We start from the raw sequence: 17,096 nt of genomic DNA on the forward strand, positions 1-17,096 counted from the left end.
CCTGTTTTAGCAGGTAGCGGTGTGCCATCCACCGAATAGACATAGGGTAGTTACCCAACATAGTCTGGTGGGTCAGCAGTGAGTACACCAATACCAGAATAGGCATGGCAACGATCAACAGAAAACCAAACCACATCAGCGTGTCTTTGTTTTCCTGCCAGAACGTTTCTGGATCGCTTTGACCGAGTAAGTCAACTAACTCGCCCATAAAGCCAAACAGAGAAACTTCGATAATGGCAACAATGGTCGCGAAAATCGCCATGATAACGAGTGGGATTTCATACCCTCTCGTGTAGTACCTACAAAAAGCGAATATACCTTTTGGGGGCTGTTCGGGCTCATCCTTTGGAAAAGCTGTGGTAAAGCTTTCGAACAGTTTGAACATAGATCCTTCCTAATAGAAAACCACTCGCCGCATAAGACGCAGGGAGTCGCGCAACTGAAAAAATACTTTTAGTTTGTTTAAGTGAAATTAATAAAGAGGAGAGGAGCTCTTCATGTATTTCTGGCTACTGGAATAAGCAACGACAAGATAAGAGATTGAAGTAGCTCAGAAATATTCTTGATTTCTCGTACACACCACAAGAAATCATGAGGGGCACACTTTACACCAATACTTTCACAATGTAATCAACTAAATGCACCGTATAGAGTGTTTTTTGAGCTTCTTTCTTCTAACTGCTAGCTGACGTCTCACATCTGTCGGTACTCTATTTCAATGCAATTTATCAGCATAAACATACATTAGTTAAAAACTTATTAATTTGATGCAGCCACCAGAATAATCAGAGAAATGTATTGGTAAAAGCAAGGTATTCAGAATATTCAAGAAGGTTATGACTATTCATTTATGATGTGAGGCTGTACTTTGTAGTCTCTGATTTACAGCTAAATTTTTGGTTAATTAATGAATTTGCAGTGTTTTGGTCAAGTTTGTCGACTAAACTTAAGAGAATTCAGTGAAAAAGCACTTAACATAGTGTTTACAATTCAAATATGTTCCATCCAAAGTTGTCAGGGAAAACATGTTTAATTCACCAAATCATAATGTCGATGCCCTCCTGTGTAGCGAGCAGGGTGTTCAAAATGCAAACTGTGTTGTTATGGTTCCGCCAAAGGAATTTGCATTCAACGCCGAAACTGCCCAGGACAATGAGTTCCAGCATTCTGTCAATGAATCTACTGAGGTTATCAGAGAAAAGGCAATGGCAGAGTTTCACAATATGGTGAAGACGTTAAGACAAAATGGTATTCAGGTGGTTGAGTTTGATTACCCTGAAGGTCAGACCGAAACGCCAGATGCTGTATTTCCCAACAATTGGTTCAGTACAACTGGTAATGGTGAATTCTTCACTTTCCCAATGGCATGTGAAAACCGCCGACAGGAAGTTCGCTCCAATGCGTTAATCGAAGCCTTAGAGCAGTCTGGCAGGCAGGTCCATTCCACGAACGAAAGCCTACTTAAGTACACAGATAAACATGCTTACTTAGAAAGCACTGGTGTTATGGTGAAAGACCATATAAACCGAACCTTGTATGCCGCTTTATCCCAACGCTGTGATCGAGAAGTTTTGGAAGACTATGCAGAACAGATAGGTTACGACAGGGTGATTAGCTTTCAGACCGCTTTGCCAGAAACAGGGCACCCTATCTATCACACCAACGTCATGATGGCGATTGGCGAGTCGTTTAGCGTCATTTGTGATGAAGTTATCCCTGAATACGAGCGCCGCTTCGTGATGAAGTCGCTAGCGAAAGATCGTCAGGTGATCAGCATCAGTATTGAGCAGATGAACCAGTTTTGCGGAAACATTCTTGAGCTACAGTCGGTGAATGGCGATAAGCTGATTGCTATGTCTTTGTCTGCGTACAATGCATTCAGCGACACACAACGTACCCAGCTATCTCAGCACGGCAAACTGCTTCCTTTCGATGTTTCTACTATTGAGACCATAGGTGGCGGCAGCGTTCGCTGTATGCTTGGCGAAGTCTTTCTGCCACCACGAGTTGCTACACTCTAGGGTCAACAGACCCTAAGCAGCCTTCATAATAACCTGGTTTTTCCCCGTGTCTTTAGCGCGGTACAGTGCGAGATCAGCCCTCTCAATTGACGAGTGTTGATCTTGTTCTGCTTTGGTCAAACCAATACTTACCGTTACTTTCAGTTCAATGTCGTTGTAACGGTAATCCGTGTTCTCTATTTCATCCCTTAAATGTTCCAGCCTTTCGAACGCTTCCTGACTGGTTAATGCATCAAACAGAATGCAGAATTCCTCCCCTCCGTAGCGGGCAACACTGATGCCTCTGGGAGCAGAAAACAGGGACCGCATCGTATTGGCAACTTCAATAATGACGTGATCGCCACACTGATGGCCATAGGTGTCATTGATGGATTTGAAGTTATCAATATCGACAAAGGCCAGATAGCGGTTTGGAGAATCCACAGTCGTACTCAGGTGTCGATACAACTGAGGTTTGTTGTCCAGATTGGTCATGCCATCTTTGTTTTTGAGCTTGTGATTCAGCATAAGATTAGAAAGCGACACTTGGGTAAAATCTCGCACCAAAAGAATCAACGTTCGGTAGGTTGGCAAACTGCAACACAGATAGATAACTCCTGTGAGTTCCCCTTGGTTGATCAATGGAATGGTGTAGTGCCTAGAATCGATTTTCAGGCTTTGCGCCAGTTCATCGCCATACTTTGCGGTTTTATAGCTCAAATTCGTCTGGTTGCCTAAGCGACTGGCAAGTGACTCACTTTGCAGCATGACTTTAAGATTGCCATGGTAGTCAATGGAAGAAAATGCATGAGTATCGGAGTCATACAGGCATAACTGGACACCATTGTGACTGAAAAACCGCTTGAAGATGTTCTTCATCTGGGTTTTAAACTCCAGCAGGTCGGAAGCCCGATTCAGCTTGGCAAGGTCCTGATTAAGCTGGAAAGTGATGTAGTTAACCGCAACCGTCAGAAATAACAGGGAAGAAAAAACAATCGCGGTCAGGCTGATTTGATAGGAGCTGGCCAGAATGTCTGCTCGACCCGTTCCGGATACAAACACCCAGTCAAGATCGTTATCTGCATCGAACACCGATATTTTATTGTCTCCTTTGTAGTAATACTCAATCTTTCCGTACCGCACGCCACTGTCTACCCGATCTTCAATGCCTGCACCATAGCTGATGGAGCGAGTACCTACACGCTTAGGATCGGGATGAAAAACCAGTCGTTTCTCAGAAGCATCTACAACAAACACGTACCCATCTTCTAGAGTTTTTAAGTCTTTGAAATGTTGAGTGGTATAGAGAAGATCAAACTCAATCCAGACGTTAAACAGTAACTTAGGATTGGAATGTTTGACGGCAAACACCCAGTGACCAGGTTCTTTTTCGTAAATAGAAGATACGTAGAATTCGTCACCATAATCGTGAAGCTTTCTCCATGTGAGTGTTTTGGCTGAGCTGTTTGTTAAAGAAGTGCCGTGATAGGAACGATACTGATCTTTCGATTCAGAATGCAGGACAATATCTGAGTAAATAGGCGTTTCCAGCAATATTTGCCGAACGATGTTTTGGTATTCGCGAAAACCCTTTTCCAGCCAAGTTTGTTCAAGAATATAGAACTTGCTGACAGTTGATTCCAAATGAGCCTGAATCAACGAGCTTGCCGTACGAATGTTGGCCTGTGACTGTCGATAAGCCAGTGCCTCTGTTTTTTGCAGTTCTAAATAAGCCAAATAGAACATGCCCGCTATCAAAAATACGATAAACGGACGTATGAATCTGATTAGAAATTTTGGTAAAGCCATAGACGTTTTTTTATTAAAATTTGGGCATAGATCCCATTTTTATTTTCGTCATATTAGACCTAAATTCATGGTGCTTCAATGCAAATTAGTGCACTGCAAACAGAAATTAACAAATCTGTACAAGAAATGAGTTGAGCTAATTTATAAATGTTAATGTGATGTATATCTAAGTTTTAAATTGGAGGCAGAAAGCCTCCAATATTGTTAATTGTGCAAAATCATAAGCGACATGGGGGTAACTAATTGTTCGCCAGAGACCTCTTCGTCGGCTTTATGGTTTAACGACGTATCGCAGATAATTTGCCAGTGTTGATTCTGGGAGTCTGGCAACTTATATCTGGCAGGTACACTGGACTGATTGATCAGGTACAAGAGTTCGTTACCGGTTTCGCCAATGCCAAGGTGGAGGGCAATCGCACTCACCACATTCCAGTCATCGTGTGACATTACCTCTCCATCGGTACGTAGCCAGGAGACGCGATTATCGTTTCGCGTATCACCGCTGAAAGCCCGAACGAAAGGCATCATGTATTTTCTTCTTCCCTCAATGACGGTTGCCAGCCAGTCTTTGAAGTGTTTTTGGTTTTCCGTGAGGTTCCAGTTTAACCAGCTCAGTTCATTGTCCTGACAGTACGCGTTGTTGTTACCGTCTTGTGAATGGGAGAGTACGTCTGCCGTTAAAATATGCGGTATGCCAAAACTGAATAGCAAACTCGCCATAAAATTGCGTTTTTGCTTTTCGCGCATCGCTTTGATGAGCATATTGTTCGTTTCGCCCTCAACTCCGTAATTGGCGCTTCGGTTATCTCCATGTCCATCACGGTTACTTTCACCGTTTTTCAGATTGTTTTTGTGTTTATAAGACACCAAATCCTGAAGGGTAAAACCGTCGTGATAGGTCACGTAGTTGATGGTGAGCTTTTCAGGCCAGCGACTGGCTGAGTAAATGTCTCTGGAGCCCATTAAACGTGTAGCAAACTCTTTGAGGTAGCCTTGATCTCCTCGCCAGAAACTCCGGCTAATGTCTCGGAATTTGTCGTTACATTCATTCCAGCCGTCAGGAAAACCACCGACTTGATATCCGTGAGGACCGATATCCCAGGGCTCCGCAATGAGTTTAGTCTCCCGAAGAACAGGATCTTGCCCAACTGCCTGAAAGAAGGAAGCTTTGTGATTAAAGTGATCGCGGTTTCTGCCTAAAGTGGCGGCGAGATCGAATCGAAACCCGTCGATATGATATTCCTCTACCCAATATCTCAAAGTATCCATAACCAAATTCAGGGTTGGCTGGTGGGTGAGGTCGAGAGTATTTCCGCATCCAGTGTAATTGGAGAACTGTCCTTCATGAGACAGATAATGAAGAGTATCCAGAGTTTTCAGGTTGAATGCGGGTCCGTCAATACCCCCTTCAGAAGTATGGTTGTAAACCACATCGAGAATAACTTCGATGCCGTGACGGTGCAGTTCGCGAATGGCGGTTTTAAGCTCAGTGACAGCATTTTTTTCCGCATAGCGTGGGTCTGGAGCCATAAAGACAAAAGGGTTGTAACCCCAGTAATTTTGCATTCCCTGCTCTAACAGGTGAGGTTCATGCATGCACGCGGCAATGGGAAGAAGCTGCAAAGTGTTGATGCTCTGCTTCTTATAGAATTCCAGCATGGGATTGCTAGCCAGAGCAAGATAAGTCCCCTGTTGTGATTCTGCTATCTCGGGGTGGAGCTGAGTCAGCCCCTTTACGTGAGTTTCAAATAAGACCAAATCTTCACGAGGTCGGTTAGGCGATGTTACACCCTGCCAGTCAAAGTCGGTTTGAATGACCACACTTTTGGCAAGCTCCCAACTTTTCTCTGACGTGTATGGAGGAACGTAGTGCAAAGGGGCACTCAATGATTTGGCGTAAGGGTCAGAAACCAGTAATTCTTCATCATTGTGGTTCGTGATGTAACCGTATTTTTGACCTGGCTGTATATTTTCAATGTATACCGCTTTGATACCCCGTCGAAAACTGTTCATTGGGTAGCAGACAAATTCATCGTCAGAATCAAACAATGCGAGCTGAATGTCTTCTGCATCAGGTGCGTGAACCGAAAAGTTGCAGCCCATCGAGTCTAGGGTTGCACCAAGCGGAAAAGGATGTGCTTTATTGGTTTCCATATCTCGTTTTGTTCTTTGTTTTTGGCGGTTCGCGTTAATGCTTTCCGCTATACCTACAATTCGTACGCCGAGAACATTCCTCAGCGCTACCTATTGATATGCATAGGTTTGAGTAATAATTTAAGTATGATTTTTAATGACCGTTCGTCAACCTTACTAAGCATTATTTTTTAGAGAAGAAGTATTTCGGTTTGATGTCGCCAGGAGATTTAAATTTTTGAGTTTTATCTCGGTTAGTAGGGGTTCGACATCACAATTTGTATGGGGGATTTGGGTTAATTGATCAAAATGTGTGGTTTGTTCAGCGGATAGAACCAAAAATCTGAAGGTGATAAATAGCTGATTTTAATGAGCTAGATACGAAAAAGAACTCGAGAGACAATTTTTCAAACAATTCACCCTAAAAATGACACAATAAAACCGTTACACTATAGCCTGTTTTCACCAGCAGCAGCCCCATATGAATGTAATGACCATCGCCATCGGTGCATCCGTAATCTGTCTCGTTTTAGTCGGGATAGGTATGATCACCATCAGCAATAAAAAGCGTGCGGAAGAGAAAGAAAAAATCGCTCGCGAAGCCGCATATAAAAAGGCGATGGAAGCATCAAAAGCCAAAGAACATCAAGAGCGGGTTTATAAGGCTGAGACTGGGCACATTCCAACTCAGTTGTTTTTGGCCAAAGAAGCCGAACTGGGTAATCCAAGAGAAGCCTTACACTGGTATGAGCGTGCAGCAAATGCAGACAACGAAATCGCGATGTACAGCGTGGTTCGCTTGTGTAACCGCTTTAGTGATAATCACATGATGAACCTCAAAGGAAAATATTGGAACAAGGTGATTGAAGCACGTGGCGGTGATAAGCAAGCCCAGTTTGAAGTGGGGCTATGTTTACTGAAAGGGCATGGTATTGATCAGGATATGCAGAAAGGCATCGACTTGATTGAAGAAGTTGCAGAAGAAGGCAATATGGATGCCCAGCTATACATGAGCGACTGGCACGTTGCGGAATCCAACCCAAATCCCAATGCGACTCTGGCGGCTGAATGGAGCTATCGCGCGGCTCAACAGGGCTCCACTGAGGGTATGATTCGTCTGGGTCGTCATTACGCGGAAGGGCAAGGCGTCGAGCAAAACCAAACCCGAGCAACATACTGGCTTGAGCGTGCAGCTGAAACGGGAAGTGGCAGAGCGCAGTACTTTGCCGGAGAGTTGTGGGCAGACACAGACTCTCGTGGTAATGCTCTGGCATACATCTGGTTCTTCTTATCAGCACATTCTGGCTTTGCAAAAGCGAAAAAGCGTCGAGACGAAATTGGCAATGCAATAGGTATCGATGCAATTGTTGGTTTGCAGGGGCTAACCAAGCCTATTCAAGCTCGGATGGATGAAGGGAAAATTAAAAAGCACTCCATTATTAAAGCTTTGAATAAAATGTATAAGCGTGAAGAGTACTTTCCTGAAATTCATGGCGACGAATTTGTTGTTCGAACGCTCGAGAATACAGAAGAAACCAAGCCAGCCTCTCCTGATTACACTCAGGCAATGACCTAAAAGAACGGATAGAAAAATGCCTCGCAAATTTGCGAGGCATTTTTTTAGGTTATTTTTCTATAGACTTACAGACCGCGGCGGTGAAGACGACATCTGTAGAACTGTTTAACGCGGTTTCTGCTGAATCCTGAATCACACCAATAATGAATCCGACCGCGACCACCTGCATCGCCACTTCGTTTGGAATCCCGAACAGGCCACACGCCAAAGGAATAAGCAGTAGAGAACCTCCGGCAACCCCTGATGCCCCACAAGCTGAAACAGCCGCGACGATCGACAGTAACAGTGCCGTCATAATGTCGATCTGAATACCTAAAGTATGAACAGCGGCGAGAGTCAGTACCGTAATAGTGATTGCCGCTCCACCCATGTTAATGGTCGCGCCTAGAGGAATAGAAACTGAGTAAGTATCTTCGTTCAGTTTAAGTTTCGAACACAGGTTCATGTTGACTGGGATATTAGCTGCACTTGAGCGGGTAAAAAATGCCGTCACACCACTTTCTCGCAGGCAGGTAAATACAAGCGGGTAAGGGTTTTGCTTGGTTTTGTAGAAAACAATCAGTGGGTTAATGACCAATGCCATGATCGCCATAGAGCCAAGCAAGACCAGCAACAAGTGCGCGTAGCTAAACAGTGCGTCAAAGCCTGTGCTTGCAAATGTGGATGCCACCAGCCCAAAAATACCGAATGGTGCCAGGCGAATAATGAAGCGAACAATCTGAGATACACCATGGCTTAAGTCTTCAAATACCGCTTTTGTCGTATCTGAAGCATGGTGAAGCGCCAAGCCTAAAGCAACAGCCCAGGCGAGAATACCAATGTAGTTAGCGTTCATTAAGGCGTTGACCGGGTTATCAACCAACTTAAACAGCAGGGTATGCAACACTTCGGCAATACCTTGTGGAGGCGTCGCGCCTTCTGCTCCCGCTACCAGCGTTAGAGAAGTTGGAAACGCAAAGCTCATGATCACCGCAGTCAGAGCCGCGAAGAATGTACCCAGCAGGTACAACACAATCACGGGCTTCATATTGGTGTGTTGGTTTTTCTTTTGGTTAGCAATAGAAGCAGCAACAAGAATGAAGACTAAAATGGGAGCGACTGCCTTTAAAGCGCCAACAAAAAGCTCACCCAACATGCTGGCTTGCTTTGCTGTGTCTGGTGAAGTTAATGCCAATGCAACACCAAAGGTGATGCCAAGAAGTATCTGTATTACGAGGTTGCCGTTTGCAAGGCGAAAGAACAAGGAGGAACTGTTCATGAGATTTCCTGTAAATCTATCGTGTTTTTATAATCATTGATGATGATATAGATAACAGTATTATTGTCTACAATATAAAAGTTATTAATGTAATAAAAATTAGATAATAATGTTAATTGTAGTTTTATATGTTGCATCTATTGAATTGTATGGTTTCTTTGATTTTTAGCCTTCAGCGCCTTACTAAACCAAAGTTAAGTTTTTTGAAAACAGATTCACCTCGCATCAGGTTGATTCTCTGAAAGAAAACTCTGAGCTGTTTAAAAAAGTACCAATAAGCAACTGGTTTTTCATCTAGTCGCGAAATCCAGACTATGCTTAATGAATAAAAAGCAGACGTTACAAGGTTATCGAATGACTATCTTAAGTAGCGTATTGAGTTGGAAAGCTAGGTTAGGCCTGTCCCGTCAGACATTGTTTCTGTTGTGCACCTTAGGTGTTCTGTTCGCGGTGCTATCGTCCCTTTCAAGCGTGTTTTGGGAACACAAGGCAAGCTCAGAAAGAAAAGAGGCCATACTTGCGTCAGTTGATACGTATTTCATTCCTAAAATACAACAATTTGCCCTGATTCAAGACGCCGTCAAACTGGAAATGGTGGTGAAAGAGCTGTACCGCTTTGCCGAAGTGGATGGCATCAGTGTCGTTCCTGCGGTTGATGATGCACTTCGCTTGGGGCTATTTTCGTCGGAAAGGTCGACTATCCTCACGTGGACTCTGGAACAGGACGAGTTTTTACCAGAACAAACTTTAACGATCGCACTCGCGAAGCCAGAAAGCACGGTTCGGGATATCGGTTCGATAGTTCAACAGGTTCTGTCTCAGGTAGTTATTGCTCTTATTGTGTCCATGTTGGGGTACGTGGTTTTAATGAAAAACGTCATAAAACCAGTTCGCCAGATGGCAAGACGAGTTGGTGAAATCGACGAAAACAATCTCCCGCGCAAAATTCTCCTCCGTTCTCGGCTGTTTCAGGACGAAGTGACTCAGTTTAACGAACGTTACAACAACGCAGTTGATCGCATTCGGGAAACCTTCATTCAGCTTTCAGACAGCTGTCAGCAGGCAGAGATAGCCAAAGCGCGAAAAGGCGAGTTAATGGCGACAATGAGTCATGAGATCCGAAACTCGCTGAACAGCTATGTTGGAATGGTATCGCTGCTAAAAGAAGAACCCAGTAAGCAAGAACTTAAAGAATTCAGTGAGCTCATCCACAAGGCAACAGGGAATCTACAAGATCTGGTCAACGATATTCATGACATGTCCCAACTCGAAAATGGTCGGTTAGACATCGTGAAGAAAGACTTCAGCATCAATGATCTGGTAGATGATATTGATGCCATGTTCCGTTCGAAAGCCACAGAGAAAGACTTACTCTTCCAGTGTACTTTAGATTCCAGTATCAGCCCTCGCTTGCTTGGTGATAAAAACAGAATTCGTCAGGTGTTACGTAACTTGCTCTCTAACGCCATCAAGTACACCGATAACGGTTACGTCATTCTTGATGTTCAGCATCTATCTTACGATGAAAGTTCAGAAACCATCCTTTTCGAAGTAAAAGACAGTGGAATAGGGATAGATAAATCCCAACAGGAAGAAATATTCGATCAGGGAAACAGTCAGGATGTGGAACGTGCAACCGCAGGTGTCCGGTTGGGGATCACGCGCAATCTCATTCACTTAATGGGCGGGCAGCTCAAACTGGACAGTGAACCTGGAATTGGCACGCATTTCTCGTTCACTTTGCGCTTTTCTCATTCGGTTGAGCAGCCAGTCATTTGTGATGAAGACAACGAAAAGCCGAGAGTGTTGTTGCTGGATGACTACTGTCTGAATATGCGAATCACCTCGATTCAACTGGATAAGATGGGGTGGGAGTCTACCTGTTGTCAGGACATCAGCCATGTAGGAACCATGCTTCGCACTGCATTAAAGAAAGGGCTTCCTTACCGTCTCTTGGTGATTGATCATGATCTGGCTTACCTTGATAGCTTTGATTTTGTGAAAAAAATCAAGAAAGACATCGGAGAACACAGCCCTGCAATTATGATGATTTCATCGTCTAAATTCGATCACAAAGAAGCGATGAGATTCGGTGTGGATGTTTGTCTGGCTAGACCCTACGAAACCAACCATTTAGAAGACAAGGTTCGGGCTATTTTTGAGCGCCCATCGGTACCCGTTGCCACCTCTGGCGAACATGAACCGTCTCCGATGAAGACGATGCTGAAAGTACTTCTGGTTGAGGATCAGGTTTCCAATCAGGTGGTGATGAAGAAAATGTTGGAGCGCCTCGGTGTTGAAGTGAGTCTTGCAGAGAATGGCAGAGTTGCTGTATCCAAGTGCGCGATAGAACATTACGATTTGGTTCTTATGGATTGTCAGATGCCCGTCATGGATGGGTTTGAAGCAACGTATTCAATTCGGAAGATGGAAGCCAGTTCCAGCCTCAGAGTCCCAATTGTTGCCTTAACAGCAAATGTTTTGGCTGAAGAGAAAAAGCGTTGCTTTGAAGTGGGGATGGACGGTTTTGTGTCCAAACCCGTTAATCTCAGCAAGTTGTCAACGGTGCTGAGAAAGCACGTCGCAAACTTTGAGTTTTTGGTCAAAGATCCCAAACCATCTGAGAAAAAATCGGAAAGTCATCGAATGTTATCTTAGCTGGATGAGATCCGCTAAAAAAGCCCACAGAATGAAATCTGTGGGCTTGTTGTTTTCAGAAAGACAATTCAATCCGGCTCGGGCATCACTCCATGGATTTCTGATGCCTGCGGTGAGACTGAACGCTTCGATACATCTTGGTCAGTGACTTAAATTTTTGCCTTTGCTCTGCGAGAGTCGCACCATTGCGCTCTTGCTCTCGAAGAAGCTTAAAGTAATTATTCAGTCGCCTTTCCTCTAACTCACCATTCTGAATGGCTTTTTTGATGGCACAACCCGGTTCACTTCCATGCTGACAATCACTAAATCGACATTGCAGCGCTAATTCTTCAATGTCGGAAAAGGTGATGCTCACACCCTGAGAACAGTCAGCTAATTGAAGTTCCCTCATCCCAGGTGTGTCCAGAATCAAACCTCCGTTAGGTATCTGATGCATGGATCGAGACGTTGTTGTGTGTCGACCTTTGCTGTCATCTTCCCTAATTCCCGATGTTTTTTGAGAGTTTTTCCCAGAAAGCGTATTGATCAGAGTCGACTTACCTACACCGGAAGAACCGATGACGCCAACCGTGGTACCTGCTTTGCACCAGGGACGAAGCTGCTCGACGCTCAGTTCGTCTAAACCATTAATGGCGGTCACTGTCATCAATGAATCTAGCTTCTGTGTCTGAGCAAGCAGCTCATCGGTTTGCTCGCTTAAGTCACTCTTAGTCAGCACGACGACTGGCTGAATGCCACTTTCTTTCGCAAGTGCCAGATAACGTTCAATCCGGCTCAAATTAAAGTCGGCATTCAGTGAACTCACAATAAACAGAGTGTCGAGGTTTGCTGCAATTAACTGCTCCTGAACCTTAGTTCCAGCCGCTTTTCTAGAAAGTTGGGAACTTCGGTCAAGCAGTTTGGCAAACTGATTTTCTAAAGTCAGAAGTACCCAATCACCGACTGCCATTTCAGGAAGACTGGATGTTACAGGTAAAAACACGGAACCCTGCTCAGTCCACACCTCATATTGAGAACGGTGATGAGCAGCAACACGTGCAATATAGTGAACTTCGTAGTCTTCTAAAGTTAGTTGTTGTTGAAAAAATGGTTGCCATCCAAGTTGTGGCAAAGTGTAGTTTAAATTCATTTGTCTTCCCCAGACAACGCGCACACGAATGCGCCATATACAATGGTATTGGGGTCGAATTAAATTGGATGTACGTCAGAAAAGACGCATAGACCCCGGCTGAGAATCACCGGGCAACAGAAAGGAATCGCGAATTAAAAGCTAATGAATTTATCGACGAACGTTTTCTTTTGCCGGGTGGGTGTTGAATACAATCATCATGTCTCCTTATCTTTGGTAGAAATAAAACAGGAGCTCTGTTTGAGCTCCTGTGCATCATATCGCCGAAACTTTACGTTAGCAACTTAGTGATGATGGTCGTGCTTGTGTTTCATGCCTGACATCACCTTCTTAATCGGCGCTTTCAGGGTTTTAACTTCGCCATTTGCAAAAGTTAAAGTCAGATCTGCAGAATCCCCTTCTTTTAGGGACTTAGTAAGATCAAACAACATGATGTGCAATCCACCTGGTTTCAGGGAAACATCACCATTAGCAGGGATCTCAATGCTGTCTACCTGACGCATTTTCATTACATCGCCTTCAGTAATCACTGTGTGAAGTTCCACACGACCCGCCACAGGTGTTGTAGCAGATACAATGGCACGGTCTTTATCTGAAGTGTTCATGATATGCATAAATGCGGCGCTGGTTGGCGCGTTCGGTGGTGTGGCACGCACATAAGGCTCGTGAATCATCAAACCTTCAGATTTGTGGTTGTGATCATGATGCGCTGCGCCAACCATTGGAGCAAGGGTCAGAGCGGCAAGTAGAAGAGCTTTACGTTTCATCAGCTTATCCTTGATTATCCTTTAAAATATCTTTCATAGCAGCCAATACAGGTGCAGGAGAAAGAGCGTGAGGAACTTTAGTAATTAAACTTCCATCGGGCTTCAAAAAGTAGAAATAAGAACTGTGGTCAAGCGTGTATTCCAACGCAGAACCTTCCAGTTCGGTCTTTCTAAAAATAACGCCATATTTGCTGGCTAATGGTTTTGTAACATCTAAAGGTGCAGAAAGCCCTTCGATGTCTTTATGAAAATAAGAAGCGTATTCGCTGGCGAGTTGCGGAGCATCTCGTTCAGGATCCAGCGAAATAAACAGCGGTCTGAACTGATTTTTATCCGCATCGTCCAGTTGATTCAGTGCGCCTGCCAGCATCGCAAGTGAAGTAGGGCAGACGTCAGGGCAACGTGTAAAACCGAAGTAAATGACACGAACTCGGCTGTCAGCCTGATCGTAGAGGTTAACCGGTGCTTCATCGGCTCCGAAAAGCGTGACAGAGCTGTCAGCAGACTGAACATTCTGATTAACTAATTCACTCTGCTGATCAAAATATACTTTTAAAGAAACGCCAAGTGCGAAAGCCACAACCAGCGCCAGTGCCCAGTTTTTATTCATGTGTCATCCTTACTGCAGTTTTTACGTTCTCATCACCGTTACTGAGTTTACCTAACCAGGTCATGGCATCCAGAGTACAAACGGGCAACATGAGTTCACCTTCGTAGTTGCCATTCCCTTGATTTTCCAACCGGAATTTAACGACCCCCATATCCATTTCAAGCCCTTCCATCTCAAGAGTCAGAGACTGCGCGGTACTTTCCGGCCAGACAACAAAAATACGAGTTGGCTCCAGCGGTTTGGTGGAGTCGTGCTCCAGTACAATGGTGGCACCTTCTGTTTTGCAGGGTTCAGTCGAAAGCATGCAGTATTCCGCAAGATCCACTTCTTGGTCATCAGGTAAGAACTGCGCCAGTATGGTCGGGGCGAAATAGCCTGCCAGCATAGCCAGAAAAATTAAAGAAACAGGAATCAGTCTTTGGAGCATGTGTGGTTAAGTTATTAATTTATAAACGCGTGAATGCTAGCACATAGAATACGGTACGTAAGGGTATTTACGTCAGAATGTGACTATCGTGTATTCATTCGAATAATAAATCGGCGAAGGAAATAAGCAAAACGATTGCGTATACTTTATCGAGAGCTGGATCGAGCTACCTGAAAAGAAAAAGGCTCTAAGCGTGAGCGCTTAGAGCCTTTGATAACAACCTTTAAGTGTGTCCTGCTTAATTCTAAAAGCTAAGCCGAACAGTGTTTACACGTGGTCTCTTATTGAATATCCACTGTGTAATCTTCAGCTTCACCGTATCTGAATGTCCCACAAGCACTATTAATTGAGTTGTAGCTCATAACAACGCGCATGGTTGTTTTTCCCTTTTTAGCGGAATCTGGGACATTGAACGTACCGTTTACGCTCCCTGCAGCGGCGGATGAAGTCGCAAATACACTTTCTCCTGTGTCTTCAAAATCACCATCCTGATTCAGGTCGATCCAAACCTTCCAGTGCTCACGATACGTGCTTCCAGAATACCCCGGAGTCAGAGTAAGGTTGTTTTGCCCCGATGTGACAGCTATGGATTTGTTGATCTTAGATTCCGTATGATCGCTGTAGACAGCTGCATTAGACTGATGCGAGAAGTTACCTACGTCTACTTGCTGGATCCACTCATATCGTGCATTGCCACTCTTTGTGTCACAGTAGCCAGTTGCGGGAGGGTTGGTGCCACCCGAACGAATATTCACAAATTCAGCAGTAATGGGTCCCCAGTTACCTTGTGAGTCTTTCGCTCGCACATATACAATGTGCTTACCCTCGGACAAGCCAGTAGTATCAATAACTCCTGTAACCTGCTCTGTTTTTTGATTAAACCCGTCTACTGCGTTCAGCGTGAACGGTGTCGGGTTATTTGCAGTGTCCCAAGGCGGAACATCGATGTAATACTCTGCCGCAGCAATGTTTTGCGAGGGTTCAGTACCATTGCGATTATTGTATCGGGTATCCGAAGCCGTCGCGGTTATAGTGAGTTGAGTGCCGGCATTGACGCCAGAGCCGGACGCACCGTTACTGATATTCACTTGAGTTGTGTCAGGACCAGAAGGTGTGACATAAGGCGTTCTGACAACTTTGGCAGCGTAAATCAGAGCTTTCAGGTTGTCGGGCTTGATCTTGTTTTCGTAGCTGCTGCAACTTTCAAAGAACTGTTTACCGAGTTCAAAAGTAAACGCAGCCACACCCAGCTCGCCATAGCTCACTCCATCACTGGTGCCGTCTGTTGGGTACAAACCAATGGATTGTGTTGGGTAGTAGTTGTTGAAGTACGCCAGTTTCCGACCAAGAGTTTGTAACTGAGGACCGTTTGGTGCCGCTTGCTGGGTTCCTCCCCATGGCCAGAGCATCAGTTCGCTGTAACTGTGAATATCGAGGTGAATACCGCTGGTATCCAGTGGTGCAGCATCATTGATGTTAGGACCGCGTCGGTCAGGCCATAGGTTTCTTGCGTAAGCCTCGATAACCTTGGTTTCTGGTTCGGATGCCGGGCTGGTTCCGCGATACGTATTGTCGCATTGATTACCACTTGAACCGTTTGTGGTGCTATTCCAACTGAAGGTAAAGTTCCGATTCAGGTCTGCACCACGCTGATTGCTTGTTGGTCCACAATAATTCGTGTTGGTATTCTTCCGCCAGGACAGACCGCTTTCTGCCATTTTTCTGCCATCGGGGTTGGACTGAATCATTAAGTGAATTTCATGATGATCGAGGATCCAGGTGGCATCAGCATCATTTCCATACCCTTCTAACAGGTATCTGGCGAAATCCAGCGTCAGCGCAGCAGTTGTATATTCGCGAGCGTGAATCGCAGAGTTAATGTACAGCGCGGGTTTATTGCCAGCTTTAGCTTTATTCGTCAGCTTCAGTACAAAAATATCGTAACCGCCATTTCTCTGAGTCTTCTCAAAGGAATCGCCGACGTCTTTCCACTCTGCAAGATTTGGGTAGGTGGTGGTAAACCCTCTGGCTACCGAATAGCTTTCTTCAACCGTTTCATAGCAAGAGTACCCAGGAATGCCTTGTATCTGACCCGTATTCAGAGGGGCAGAGTTAGAGCGAGCGCGACGCTGAATGTTGTCGATTCTCTTTTCCAGTTTCTCATTTCGCTTATTGATCCAGTTCTGAGCATCAGAGAACTTAAATCCCAGACGTGTTAGGTCGTTTTTCTCTTCATCCGACACTGACATGATGAAAGTCATCTTAGTCTCATCGGATTCGAGAACTTTGGATTTGAGTGAAATCAGTGCTTTTCGATACAAGTCGGGGTTTGGAGCCTTAACTGTGTAGATACTGGAAGTATCGTTCATTTCCTGACGTATCAAACTTTCGATTTTTTGTGTATCCGGGCTCGCAGCTAACGCGAGATTGGCTGCAATCATCGTCGGCAGAAGTGCAGTGACTGAAAGCAGTACTTTCTTTGTTTTTTCCGTTTTCATTATATTCTCCTGACTGAGGTGTCAGGGTAAAAGGTAAGGCTGAAATATAGACAAATGTCAGAGTATTGTGAGGGAAGCTTGGGTTTCAAAAGTGGACGCAATTTGTGCAATTTACTTTGAAAAATCAGCCGTTTGTTCCAAAAAAAGTGAGATATTGGAGGGAAGAAATTCCTCGTAAACTGGAGGTGTTTAGCTGGTGGGGAGTAAGCGGCGTAATCCTCAAATTAAAAT

The 17,096-nt window shown here is 44.6% G+C and carries 11 protein-coding genes and 1 pseudogene; 3 read left to right on the plus strand and 9 right to left on the minus strand.

What is annotated here, in order from left to right; all coding sequences use genetic code 11:
• Window positions 1–385, minus strand: a pseudogene (locus RH89_RS23230) (ABC transporter ATP-binding protein); the annotation flags it as partial.
• Window positions 386–1,025: 640 nt separating this feature from the next.
• Between RH89_RS23230 and RH89_RS23235 the strand changes: the two are divergent.
• Window positions 1,026–2,021, plus strand: a complete 996-nt coding sequence (locus RH89_RS23235) for an arginine deiminase-related protein (RefSeq protein WP_004407322.1) — start codon at window positions 1,026–1,028, stop codon at window positions 2,019–2,021.
• A gap of 12 nt (window positions 2,022–2,033) precedes the next feature.
• On the opposite strand, the gene RH89_RS23240 is transcribed toward RH89_RS23235, so the two are convergent.
• Both RH89_RS23240 and glgX read right to left on the minus strand, forming a co-directional pair.
• Complete coding sequence (locus RH89_RS23240; protein WP_004407323.1) at window positions 2,034–3,809, minus strand: diguanylate cyclase domain-containing protein; 1,776 nt, start codon at window positions 3,807–3,809, stop codon at window positions 2,034–2,036.
• A gap of 204 nt (window positions 3,810–4,013) precedes the next feature.
• Entirely contained in the window at window positions 4,014–5,963 is a 1,950-nt protein-coding gene (glgX, locus tag RH89_RS23245; RefSeq protein WP_004407325.1) for a glycogen debranching protein GlgX, read from the minus strand.
• A gap of 460 nt (window positions 5,964–6,423) precedes the next feature.
• On the opposite strand from glgX, the gene RH89_RS23250 reads away from it, so the two are divergent.
• The gene (locus RH89_RS23250) at window positions 6,424–7,518 is read left to right on the plus strand and encodes a tetratricopeptide repeat protein (RefSeq protein ID WP_004407327.1); all 1,095 of its coding nucleotides are present in this window, start codon (window positions 6,424–6,426) and stop codon (window positions 7,516–7,518) included.
• 49 nt (window positions 7,519–7,567) lie between these two features.
• Here RH89_RS23250 and sstT read toward each other — a convergent pair whose 3' ends face one another.
• A complete protein-coding gene (gene sstT / locus RH89_RS23255; protein ID WP_004407328.1) occupies window positions 7,568–8,776 on the minus strand; it encodes a serine/threonine transporter SstT in 1,209 nt (402 codons plus the stop codon).
• 354 nt (window positions 8,777–9,130) lie between these two features.
• On the opposite strand from sstT, the gene RH89_RS23260 reads away from it, so the two are divergent.
• On the plus strand, window positions 9,131–11,434 hold the full coding sequence (locus RH89_RS23260) for a response regulator (protein WP_158091130.1): 2,304 nt from the start codon (window positions 9,131–9,133) through the stop codon (window positions 11,432–11,434).
• An 85-nt stretch (window positions 11,435–11,519) separates the two neighbouring features.
• On the opposite strand, the gene rsgA is transcribed toward RH89_RS23260, so the two are convergent.
• The 5 genes from rsgA to RH89_RS23285 form a co-directional block, all read right to left on the minus strand.
• Window positions 11,520–12,563: a ribosome small subunit-dependent GTPase A gene (gene rsgA, locus RH89_RS23265; protein WP_004407331.1), complete on the minus strand. Its 1,044-nt coding sequence runs from the start codon at window positions 12,561–12,563 to the stop codon at window positions 11,520–11,522.
• 284 nt (window positions 12,564–12,847) lie between these two features.
• Window positions 12,848–13,330, minus strand: a complete 483-nt coding sequence (locus tag RH89_RS23270; protein ID WP_004407333.1) for a copper chaperone PCu(A)C — start codon at window positions 13,328–13,330, stop codon at window positions 12,848–12,850.
• A 4-nt stretch (window positions 13,331–13,334) separates the two neighbouring features.
• Window positions 13,335–13,940, minus strand: a complete 606-nt coding sequence (locus RH89_RS23275; RefSeq protein ID WP_004407335.1) for an SCO family protein — start codon at window positions 13,938–13,940, stop codon at window positions 13,335–13,337.
• Entirely contained in the window at window positions 13,933–14,367 is a 435-nt protein-coding gene (locus RH89_RS23280; protein WP_004407336.1) for a hypothetical protein, read from the minus strand. Before RH89_RS23280 ends, RH89_RS23275 begins: the two co-directional genes overlap by 8 nt.
• 281 nt (window positions 14,368–14,648) lie before the next feature.
• The gene (locus tag RH89_RS23285) at window positions 14,649–16,865 is read right to left on the minus strand and encodes a M14 family zinc carboxypeptidase (RefSeq protein WP_004407338.1); all 2,217 of its coding nucleotides are present in this window, start codon (window positions 16,863–16,865) and stop codon (window positions 14,649–14,651) included.
• Window positions 16,866–17,096 lie beyond the last annotated feature (231 nt).

The organism is Vibrio nigripulchritudo ATCC 27043 (genome assembly GCF_000222685.1).
Classification (GTDB): Bacteria; Pseudomonadota; Gammaproteobacteria; order Enterobacterales; family Vibrionaceae; genus Vibrio; species Vibrio nigripulchritudo.

Excerpts from the sequence above, each read along its gene's own strand:
- RH89_RS23270 (WP_004407333.1), bottom strand. The coding sequence starts at position 13,330 with ATGAAACGTAAAGCTCTTCTACTTGCCGCTCTGACCCTTGCTCCAATG.
- glgX (WP_004407325.1), bottom strand. The coding sequence starts at position 5,963 with ATGGAAACCAATAAAGCACATCCTTTTCCGCTTGGTGCAACCCTAGAC.
- RH89_RS23240 (WP_004407323.1), bottom strand. The coding sequence starts at position 3,809 with ATGGCTTTACCAAAATTTCTAATCAGATTCATACGTCCGTTTATCGTA.
- RH89_RS23235 (WP_004407322.1), top strand. The coding sequence starts at position 1,026 with ATGTTTAATTCACCAAATCATAATGTCGATGCCCTCCTGTGTAGCGAG.
- RH89_RS23250 (WP_004407327.1), top strand. The coding sequence starts at position 6,424 with ATGAATGTAATGACCATCGCCATCGGTGCATCCGTAATCTGTCTCGTT.
- RH89_RS23260 (WP_158091130.1), top strand. The coding sequence starts at position 9,131 with ATGACTATCTTAAGTAGCGTATTGAGTTGGAAAGCTAGGTTAGGCCTG.
- RH89_RS23285 (WP_004407338.1), bottom strand. The coding sequence starts at position 16,865 with ATGAAAACGGAAAAAACAAAGAAAGTACTGCTTTCAGTCACTGCACTT.
- sstT (WP_004407328.1), bottom strand. The coding sequence starts at position 8,776 with ATGAACAGTTCCTCCTTGTTCTTTCGCCTTGCAAACGGCAACCTCGTA.
- RH89_RS23280 (WP_004407336.1), bottom strand. The coding sequence starts at position 14,367 with ATGCTCCAAAGACTGATTCCTGTTTCTTTAATTTTTCTGGCTATGCTG.
- rsgA (WP_004407331.1), bottom strand. The coding sequence starts at position 12,563 with ATGAATTTAAACTACACTTTGCCACAACTTGGATGGCAACCATTTTTT.
- RH89_RS23275 (WP_004407335.1), bottom strand. The coding sequence starts at position 13,940 with ATGAATAAAAACTGGGCACTGGCGCTGGTTGTGGCTTTCGCACTTGGC.